This window comes from Secundilactobacillus sp. MJ173 (assembly GCF_059704265.1).
The window spans coordinates 1-8,968 of sequence record NZ_BAAKGN010000055.1 but is presented as its reverse complement, the minus strand read 5'-3'; the positions used below and the strand labels follow the sequence as shown (position 1 = coordinate 8,968).

The window sequence follows — 8,968 nt, the reverse complement described above, 5'->3', positions numbered from 1 at the left end:
TTTTAATTATTCTTGTGTAGCGGAGTCAACGGATCTTTTTTGTATGCGCAACGAACAGAATTACTGTTTTGAACCACTAATCTGGACAAACAGCTGTTTTCATTTTTTCACACTGAATAACATACGACTCGTATCCGCTTTTAAATCTGGGACATCCATGAAATTGTTAGAAAGCTCTGAACCTTCTTTCAAAAGTCGTTGAAACATAGTGTCTATCATGAAACTACTTGTATTCATATCTGATAATGTAGTTGGATCAGTATTAGTCATCAAACTAAGTTTTTAATCACCAATAATATCGTTCCTTATTTAATTCTGACCATAATTGTCTCTTCTTTCGTGATAACAGCTTTCTTGTATGGTCAAAACTAAAATTGTCTCGTGTACGCCATCAATCCAGACAAAACAAAATGTTTCTCCTACCGCCCCCTAAATAACAAAAAGTCTCAGTTTTACGTAGAATATCACGCTAAGCTAAGATCGTCGTTCACTTTCATATTATAATATGTTTCAAATCCACACCCGTAATTCGAAACAATTTTTTTTGCAAGTAACCAATTCTCTGATGCCACTATAACACCTCTATATAAACAAAAAAGATATCCTATTTTTTCAAAAAAGTATTTTAATAAGATGTGAAATTGTGTCACTCTCTAAAATAATCATCATGCCTAATCCAATATAAATAATTGCCATAATCCAATTACCAAATTTATCTAACAATTTCTTAACAATCTTCACACGCGAAAATTTATCACCCAAATAGACAAGTATGAAGATACAGAATGTAAAAACAATAAACGTCGTTATTAGTTGTTCGATTGTTAACGATACAAAGTAAGGCACAAAAAGTCCAATGTTATCAGAGCCACAAGATGCAACGGTGATTAAAGCAACCGTTGCGATCAAATTTTTGTCTTTTCGCTGTTCGATTTTTTCATCAACCTCAGCGGCTTCATCTTCGTCACTCAGGATATATTTAATCCCAAAGCCAATCGGTATTAAACCTAAAAATCCAAGAATCCACTTAGCAGGCACATAGTGAAGTACTAACGCAAAAAAAAGACTGATTGCTATCAATGTGTATGAACCTAAAAATTGACCAATATAAATTTGTTGCTTATGTTTTGTTGACCGATATTTTGAAAATAATAACATCAGAATAACTAATAAATCAATCGCGGTGGAGGCGTATAGCACAATACCAGTTATAATGGTTTTAATCATAGCAACATCCCATTTCACATATTTATTAACCCGTAATTTTACCTGTGTCTTCTGCTAAACACCAAGCACGTTCTAATAGAATAGCAGTACATTCATCAATAATTTCATAGTTGATGAAATTTCCATCACGTTCAGTTTTCACAATTTTTTGATCAACTAATCGCTGCAACTGGTTAGAAATAGCTGCAGTTTTCATATTAAGCCTAGCCGCAATCTTGCCAACTGATATTTTAGGCTCGCGCGTTAAACAATGTAAAATTCTTAATCTTGTATCATTGGATAGAACTTTAAAAAGTAAGACGATCTCACTTGCGTTCTCTTCACTCAGTAAATCACGGCTAGCTAATTCTGGTTTATCCGGACAACAGTCTACTTTTATCATGCGTATCCTCCTTGTAATACAATTATGTGACGACCAACTATTACATTATATCATGTAATAGTTTAATGGTGAACCATATTTTACACTTAATATTAGTAATTGAAACTCCATCACAAAAATAACTAGGTTATAAAACGCCAACATCCAGTTGACGCTTAAAATATAAGCTTCAACTGGATGTTGGAATATTTTAAATAAATAATTAATATTTCAAACTTTGTTGCTCCCAATTCTGAGTCGCAATCTGTACTGCATCCCAAGGTGAGCCAACTGGTGGTGAATAGGATAAATCTAAATCACTAATTTCCGCCACCGTCATATTATTAAAAATTGCCACTGCAAAAATATCACAACGTTTGGCAACTTCACTACCGTAATAACCAATTACCTGTACGCCTAAAAGTCGGCCGGTATGTTGATCACCGGTAATCCTGATCTTAATCTTATGTGCACCCGGAAAATACGCTTTATGATCATCGACGTCGGTTGTTACAGTAAATGGCGCAAAATCTGCCTGTATGGCCTCCTTTGCTAATAATCCAGTCCGCGCAACTACTAGATCAAATACCTTTAGCACTTGAGTCCCAATGCTACCCTTAAAGGTACGTGGAACACCAGCAACATTGAACCCGGCAGTTCGCCCTTGTTTGTGTGCCGTTGTGCCCAGCGGTAAGTAAGCCTTCCCTAACAAATGATGTTTTGTTTCAACTAAATCACCGGCCGCCCATATATCTGGTAACGTAGTTTGCATATATTGATCAACCTTGACGGCACCAGCAATTCCAGTTTCGGAACCAGCTGCGACTAATAAATCAGTATTCGGCTGAACACCAACCACAACTAAAGCCAAATCAAAATCATAAGTATTTATCTTTTGATCCGCATTCACACCAACAACCTTCACCTTAGTTTCAGTTTCATTAATTTCTGAAACAGTTAAGTTAGTTGCAACCTGAACATCATTAGCAACTAATTTTTGATGAACGATTTGGCCTAAATCAGCATCGACCGTTGATAGTATCTCTGCGCCACGTTGAAAAATAGTCACGTTTAAATGACGTTTCTGCAACGCCTCCGCCATTTCAATCCCAATATAGCCGGAGCCTACGATAGCCACATTTTGCACACTGTTTGTAGTCAAATTCGTTTCAAGCGCAAAATAATCTGCCATCGTATGCAAAACACGAACTTTACTATTCTGCTGTTGTGTACGCGCTAAGTCTATCCCTGTAATACCAGATAATTTTGGCTTGGCTCCAGTGGCTACAACCAAATGATCATAATGATAAATTTGTAATTCACCCGCAAACGAATGCGCGATAACTTCATGTTGCTGCGGATCAATTTTCTTAGCAATCATATTCATTTGAAACTCAACGCCAGTCGACGTTAATTCTTGTAAATCCCGATGAGCTAATGAATGCCAATTGGGTACCTCCCCACTAACTGCATAGGGCAATCCACAAATTGATAAATTAGGGTACTCATCTGCCAATAATACTTGAACTCTTAGTTGCGGTTTAAGTTCTTTGGCCTTTAAGGCCGCTGAAATACCAGCGTCACTACCACCGATGATCAATAATTTTTCTGCATCACGTACCATTTAATTAATTCCTTTCACTCCGGTTAATGAACACGTGCCCGACTTAAATCTTGCTGTAGGTAGTCTGAGAACTCTTGAAAAGTTGGATAATCTTTTTGTTTAACGATTTTACCATTGACCATAGTAATTGGTAAAATTGCGACGCCATACTTTTCTAATAAGTCATGCACTTGTTGACTATGAACAAAGGCATCTGGGTTTTGTGCTAGATTTTTACGTGTGATTCTGTTTTTGCTGTCTGCATTAACATGACGCTGAATTGCAGTCGTTTGAATAAGTTTCTTGTTAACACTTGGCCCACAAACACCAGTTGCGCAACACATTGCTGCTTCAAAAATCTCTATTTTGATCATCTTTTACCTCACCTATCAGGCGGTCAAAATGATCAAACTCTTTCTCCACTTGAGTATAGTCACGAAAATAACTAACCGCTAAATTATCTAGAATTAACTAATTGATTTGCAAAAAGGCCGTTTCCACCTGAGACAAGTTCTGTTGAATTACTAGTTCATGGCTATATTTTAATTCAAGCAGATTAATTTATTGATTGGCTTGAATCAGATACGCCGCAGAAATTGCTTCTATTTCTGCACTTACAACTTGCTTCACCAAAGTATCGATTATGTTTAGACTATTGCCCAATGAATTCTGTTGCTCATATTTAGTTTGCATCATAATCAGCTATCCTTCCTTAACCAAAGATACTTAACGATAACCATAAACCACATAGTGTAATGAATAAAACTGGAATCGTGATCGTGATACCAATTTTAAAATAAGTGCCCCAAGCAATCTTAACGTCCTTTTGCGCTAGAACATGTAGCCAAACTAAAGTTGCTAATGAACCGATTGGCGTAATTTTTGGTCCTAGATCAGAACCAATAATATTAGCATAAACTAAGGTTTGGTGCATTAAGCCAGAGACATTCGCCCCTTTGATCGATAAAGCATTGATCATCACAGTTGGCATGTTATTCATGGCCGACGACAAGAACGCAGCCATATAGCCCATGCCCATGGTGGCGACAAAACGCCCACCAGTTGCCATTTTAGCAATGATTCCCGCAAGCAATGCCGTTAAGCCAACGTTTTGTAGGCCATAAACCACCACGTACATTCCAATTGAGAAGAAAACAATATTCCACGGTGCACCTTTAATAACGGCCTTGGTATTGACGTGATGACTTAGCTGACCGACTAGCAAAAAGATCAAGGCAATCGTCAAAGCAATAATCGAAACTGGAATATTTAGGAAGCTACTGCTAAAGTAACCAATCAATAACGCTGCCAGCACGACCCAAGAAAATTTAAATAATCGTTGATCCTTGATCGCCGATTTTGGTTCAGCAACTTGGCTGGCATCATAGTGTTTAGGTAACGCCTTACGAAAATATAAGTACAAAATACCGATGCTAGCAACTAATGAAAAAAGATCCGGTAGCCACATCCGTAGCGCATACTCCGAAAATGTGATACCAAAGAAATCAGCTGATACAATATTGACTAGATTACTGACAACTAACGGTAGTGATGTTGCATCAGCGATGAAGCCACTAGCAATGATAAATGGGAAAACCCGCTTTTCATCGAAATGTAACGCACGGACCATTGCCAAGACGATCGGCGTTAAAATCAACGCTGCACCATCGTTAGCAAATAAGGCGGCGACAATTGCACCTAAAACGGCGATCAGAATGAACATGCGCACGCCATTACCTTTAGCTAGCCGCGCCATATGTAAGGCAGCCCACTCGAAAAAACCAATCTCATCCAAAATTAGTGAGATCAAAATAATTGCGACGAAAGATAAAGTCGCGTTCCAAACGATTCCGGTGACAGTGCCAACATCTTTAAACGTGACCACCCGGAATAATAGTGCTAGAACGGCACCACCAATCGCAGTCCAGCCAATTGATAGTCCCTTAGGTTGCCAAATAACAAATAATAATGTCAGTAAAAATATAAAAACGGCGAAAAAGACTTGCATGGTTCCTCCCAACTACCAAAATCAGGGTATTGCTACCCTGATTAATTGATACCTTTATTTCAAATTTTAATAACGCTAAATCGTTAATAACGCCTGCTCAAAATCTGGTTGCCATTGTTCAACTGCAAAATGACCATTGGAAATCTGCTTAACCTTTTCGATCCATTCAACTTCATTTTGCGCCCGGGCCTGCAAACAAGGATGCGTTGTTTCCGTTGCCAGCATACTTTGATTGACCAACCACCAGGTGTGCGCAATTTGGGCCCGATCTAGATCATCATTCAAGCGCATCGACTCATAAACTGGCGTTGTTTCCGGTAAAGTCACCATTACAATTTCAGTCTGCGCTGGATCTTGTAGCCGCGGTAACAGATCAACGATTGCTTGAGGCACATCACCGGCAGTGCGTTTGACTTCTTTGGCATAGCTTTGAGTCGAATCCAGTAGCAGTAGCGTATGGCCGGTTGGCGCCGTATCGATGACTACAACATCACTATCATTTTGGGCGACAATGTTAGCAAAAGCGCGGAAAACGGCAATTTCTTGCGTACATGGTGAGCGTAGATCCTCAGCCACATAGTCAACATCGGCCGATTTCATGGTTTGACGCGCCGTCGTCAGCACTTCATTTTGATAGTCCTTAAGTACCTGCTGTTCATCAATATGACTGATGGTGATTGCAGGATCATCTGTGTTAAAGAAATCAAGATGATCAGCCGGATCAGTGGTGGCTAAATGAACGGTTTTATGCTGGGCCACCAGCTTTTTAGTGATCTGCACGGCCACCGTAGTTTTACCTACGCCGCCTTTACCCATGGTGAAAATAATTTTTTTGTTAGTCTTAATTAAATCAGCAACAATGGTATCTAAATTAGGATAGTGATTGGTAATTGCCGGATAAGTTGCTAAACTTGGTTGTTCCGGTTGTAAAACTAATCTCAACTTATCTAGGCCAGTAACATTGTACGCTCGTAACGGTACTTCTGCTTGGGGCAACGCCTGTAATGTTGCTGGCATCTGTTGCAAATCAGTCTGCTGCTGCTCAAAAATAGCATGGGAAGCACGATCAGTCGGTGTTTTCAACGTTCCATTAATAATTAATTGTTGATTTTGCATGCCAATATCAGCTAATTCTTGGGCTGCCCGCGCCGCTTCCAGTAATGATGCTTTTTGGGGACGCGTGACTAACATTAAGGTGGTCAATTCGCCATTACTTAAAGTAGCCACAGCCTTGGCGTAAATTGCTTTTTTGTCGCCCATCCCGGCTAGTTGGCCTAAGCATGAAGCCCCACGATCATTTTCCGCCAAGTAATTATTCCAAGCTGAGGGCAATTGCAGCATACGCAACGCATGACCAGTCGGCGCTGTATCAAAAATAATATAATCAAAGCGCTGATCGACAGCGGGATCAGTTAAAAATTTAGCGAATTCATTAAACGATGCGATCTCGACCGTACATGAACCAGACAACTGTTCCTCCATATTTTTGACTGCTGCATCCGGTAACACGCCGCGGTAAGGACCAACGACGCTTTCCCGATATTCACCGGCAGCAGTCACCGGATCAAAGTTAGCGGCAAATAGACCGGGCACACCGGTGATTGCCTTGGGTTTATTGGTCAAATCAGTATCAAATACATCCTGTAAATTACTAGCTGGATCAGTGGAGACCAGCATCACTTGCTGACCGCTATCAGCTAGATTGATGGCGGTGGCACTAGCCGTTGTGGTCTTACCGACGCCCCCTTTACCAGTGAAAAATAAATAATGAGTTAAATTAGCATTTTGTGGTTGATATTCGCGCATATATATTCTCCTAACATAGATAATCATCTATATATAATTTAAAAGAAACGGCTGTGCCATTTCTTGCTTCAACCAAAAAATTAGCAGCAGCCACTTCCACCACAACAGCCGCTTGATTGATCAGCCGGCACGAAAACTAAACCAGTATATTCCGATAACTCATCAATTGTTGGGTAAGCGCCGGTTTTAACAATTTTGCCGTCGACAACAGTGATCGGCAATGTTGCATCGGCATCATCCTTGATTGCAGCTAGAATATCGGCCCGCTGACTAAAGACATCTGGATTATTGCTAAGATTATACCGGTCGGCTTCAACGCTGGAAACACCTTGTAACGCGTCAAACGCTGAAGTGATCATTAATAGATCTTCATTGACCGCTGGCCCACAAACCCCGGTAGAACAGCACATCGCTGGTTCAAATAATTCAACTTTTTTCATTAGTGATAACAACCTTTCTGGAATGACTTGTCTGCTGATCTATGCAATCGTCACCATGACAAACGCATTCTTCATTGCTGGCTAAAAGTAGTTCAGTCCCTTGCCTAAATTTAGCCGTAAATTCAGCCTGCAATGTATAATGCTGCCACTTACCCTCTTTACGTGCCGTGACGATCCCAGCATTTTGTAAAACTTTCATGTGGTGCGATAACGTTGGTTGTGAAAAATCAAAATGTTCTAAAATATCACAGGCACAAAGCGAACCGCAGGAAAGTAAATCAATGATTTTGAGACGATTAGGGTCAGCCATTGCTTTTAGCATTAGCACATAATTTTGATAATCCATTGACGTTCTCCCCTCACAAATATAGACACGTATCTATATCTACAATATAGACCTATATCTATGTAAACGTCAAGCATTATTTCAGCTAATCTTTTTTCGATTAGTTTGCTTTTTGGGTTTCATTTTCTATTTTTATCTGTATGTATATAGTGAGCAGGCAATAACACCTGTGAGTCCTTTGAAAACTGAATATTGCTACCCTGACTTTCTGACTTTACTTGAACTGTTGATCTGCGGACGCCATGACCAGAAGTGCGAGCGCCTCCCACACTTTGATTACGATTTTTAACTGATGATCGTACAAGTTAAGTCAATAATGATACTTCCGCGAGGCTCCCACGTAAGCAGGAGAGGTGAAATTCCTATGTCCGTTAGTGACGGAACTGGGTAGCAAGTTTTCCGACACAATTGAGCTGCACTTATTCCCCAATCCTGTTAATATGGAAGCTAAGATATACGGTCTAGCTTCCAGCGAAAGGAGGCTAATTATGGTTCACGTTGTCACTATGACTAAACATGAACTTGTGGCTTTAGGATATGGACCTTGGGCTTCTAAAGACATTATCAGACGTGCAAAGCTGTTAATGGTCCAGAAAGGCTGTCCATATTACGAGTCACCAAAGCTAGGCCGCGTTCCAGTAACTGCGGTTGAAGAAGTATTAGGTCTTACGCTCAATGCGCGAACTCTTTCAGAGTTAGCTAAAATCGGTGCATCTGCGTCAGAGGAGCAATCATAATGACAAAGACAACCGAAGTAATAAAAAAAGCAAAAGACGGCACCTATTATTTCCGTGCCAACATTGGTGTGGATGAACGAACTGGTAAACGTGTCCAAAAACGCCGTAGCGGATTTAAAACAATGCGTGAAGCAAAGACTGCTTATCGTGATTTAATGGCGAATGGGGTTAAAGAAGGTTCAACAGATCAGATTACCTTTGGTGACTTCTGCCAGCAATTCTTTATTCCTTGGTATGAAGGTCATGTCAAAAAGGCTACTTTTGACAGTCGCGTTAGCGTCTTTCGAAAGCAATTCAAAGGATTTAACAAGTATTTCATTAACAAAATTACGCCGGTGGACATACAGAAATGGCAAATCATGATGAAGAGTCAAGTAAGTAATTCATACACCCGCCTAGTTCAATGCTTGTTATCTTTGGTTTTTGATCGTGCAATTGTA

At 39.9% G+C, this 8,968-nt stretch carries 10 protein-coding genes; 2 read left to right on the top strand and 8 right to left on the bottom strand.

Annotated elements, in window-relative coordinates:
• Nucleotides 1-612: 612 nt before the first annotated feature.
• The 8 genes from AC6H04_RS08045 to AC6H04_RS08010 form a co-directional block, all read right to left on the bottom strand.
• Nucleotides 613-1,227, bottom strand: coding sequence for a CadD family cadmium resistance transporter (locus AC6H04_RS08045; RefSeq protein ID WP_010579428.1), 615 nt, complete (start codon nt 1,225-1,227; stop codon nt 613-615).
• 25 nt (nt 1,228-1,252) lie between these two features.
• Nucleotides 1,253-1,609: an ArsR/SmtB family transcription factor gene (locus AC6H04_RS08040; protein ID WP_010579429.1), complete on the bottom strand. Its 357-nt coding sequence runs from the start codon at nt 1,607-1,609 to the stop codon at nt 1,253-1,255.
• A gap of 202 nt (nt 1,610-1,811) precedes the next feature.
• Complete coding sequence (locus AC6H04_RS08035; RefSeq protein WP_010579430.1) at nt 1,812-3,212, bottom strand: FAD-dependent oxidoreductase; 1,401 nt, start codon at nt 3,210-3,212, stop codon at nt 1,812-1,814.
• Between the two features lie 23 nt (nt 3,213-3,235).
• Nucleotides 3,236-3,565, bottom strand: a complete 330-nt coding sequence (gene arsD / locus AC6H04_RS08030) for an arsenite efflux transporter metallochaperone ArsD (protein WP_010579431.1) — start codon at nt 3,563-3,565, stop codon at nt 3,236-3,238.
• Between the two features lie 338 nt (nt 3,566-3,903).
• The gene (locus tag AC6H04_RS08025; protein ID WP_010579433.1) at nt 3,904-5,199 is read right to left on the bottom strand and encodes an arsenic transporter; all 1,296 of its coding nucleotides are present in this window, start codon (nt 5,197-5,199) and stop codon (nt 3,904-3,906) included.
• A 75-nt stretch (nt 5,200-5,274) separates the two neighbouring features.
• Nucleotides 5,275-7,005 carry an arsenical pump-driving ATPase gene (gene arsA / locus AC6H04_RS08020; RefSeq protein ID WP_010579434.1) on the bottom strand — a complete coding sequence of 577 codons (1,731 nt, stop codon included), beginning with the start codon at nt 7,003-7,005 and terminating at the stop codon, nt 5,275-5,277.
• An 80-nt stretch (nt 7,006-7,085) separates the two neighbouring features.
• Nucleotides 7,086-7,445 carry an arsenite efflux transporter metallochaperone ArsD gene (gene arsD / locus AC6H04_RS08015; protein ID WP_010579435.1) on the bottom strand — a complete coding sequence of 120 codons (360 nt, stop codon included), beginning with the start codon at nt 7,443-7,445 and terminating at the stop codon, nt 7,086-7,088.
• The gene (locus tag AC6H04_RS08010) at nt 7,432-7,791 is read right to left on the bottom strand and encodes an ArsR/SmtB family transcription factor (protein WP_010579436.1); all 360 of its coding nucleotides are present in this window, start codon (nt 7,789-7,791) and stop codon (nt 7,432-7,434) included. The genes arsD (AC6H04_RS08015) and AC6H04_RS08010 overlap by 14 nt, the downstream gene beginning before the upstream one ends.
• Nucleotides 7,792-8,279: 488 nt before the next feature.
• Here AC6H04_RS08010 and AC6H04_RS08005 point away from each other — a divergent pair, with 488 nt between their 5' ends.
• Both AC6H04_RS08005 and AC6H04_RS08000 read left to right on the top strand, forming a co-directional pair.
• Complete coding sequence (locus tag AC6H04_RS08005; protein ID WP_010579437.1) at nt 8,280-8,528, top strand: DUF3173 domain-containing protein; 249 nt, start codon at nt 8,280-8,282, stop codon at nt 8,526-8,528.
• Nucleotides 8,528-8,968, top strand: a 441-nt coding sequence (locus AC6H04_RS08000) for an Arm DNA-binding domain-containing protein (RefSeq protein WP_497571201.1), incomplete at its 3' end; no start/stop codon positions are given. The genes AC6H04_RS08005 and AC6H04_RS08000, both read left to right, overlap by 1 nt.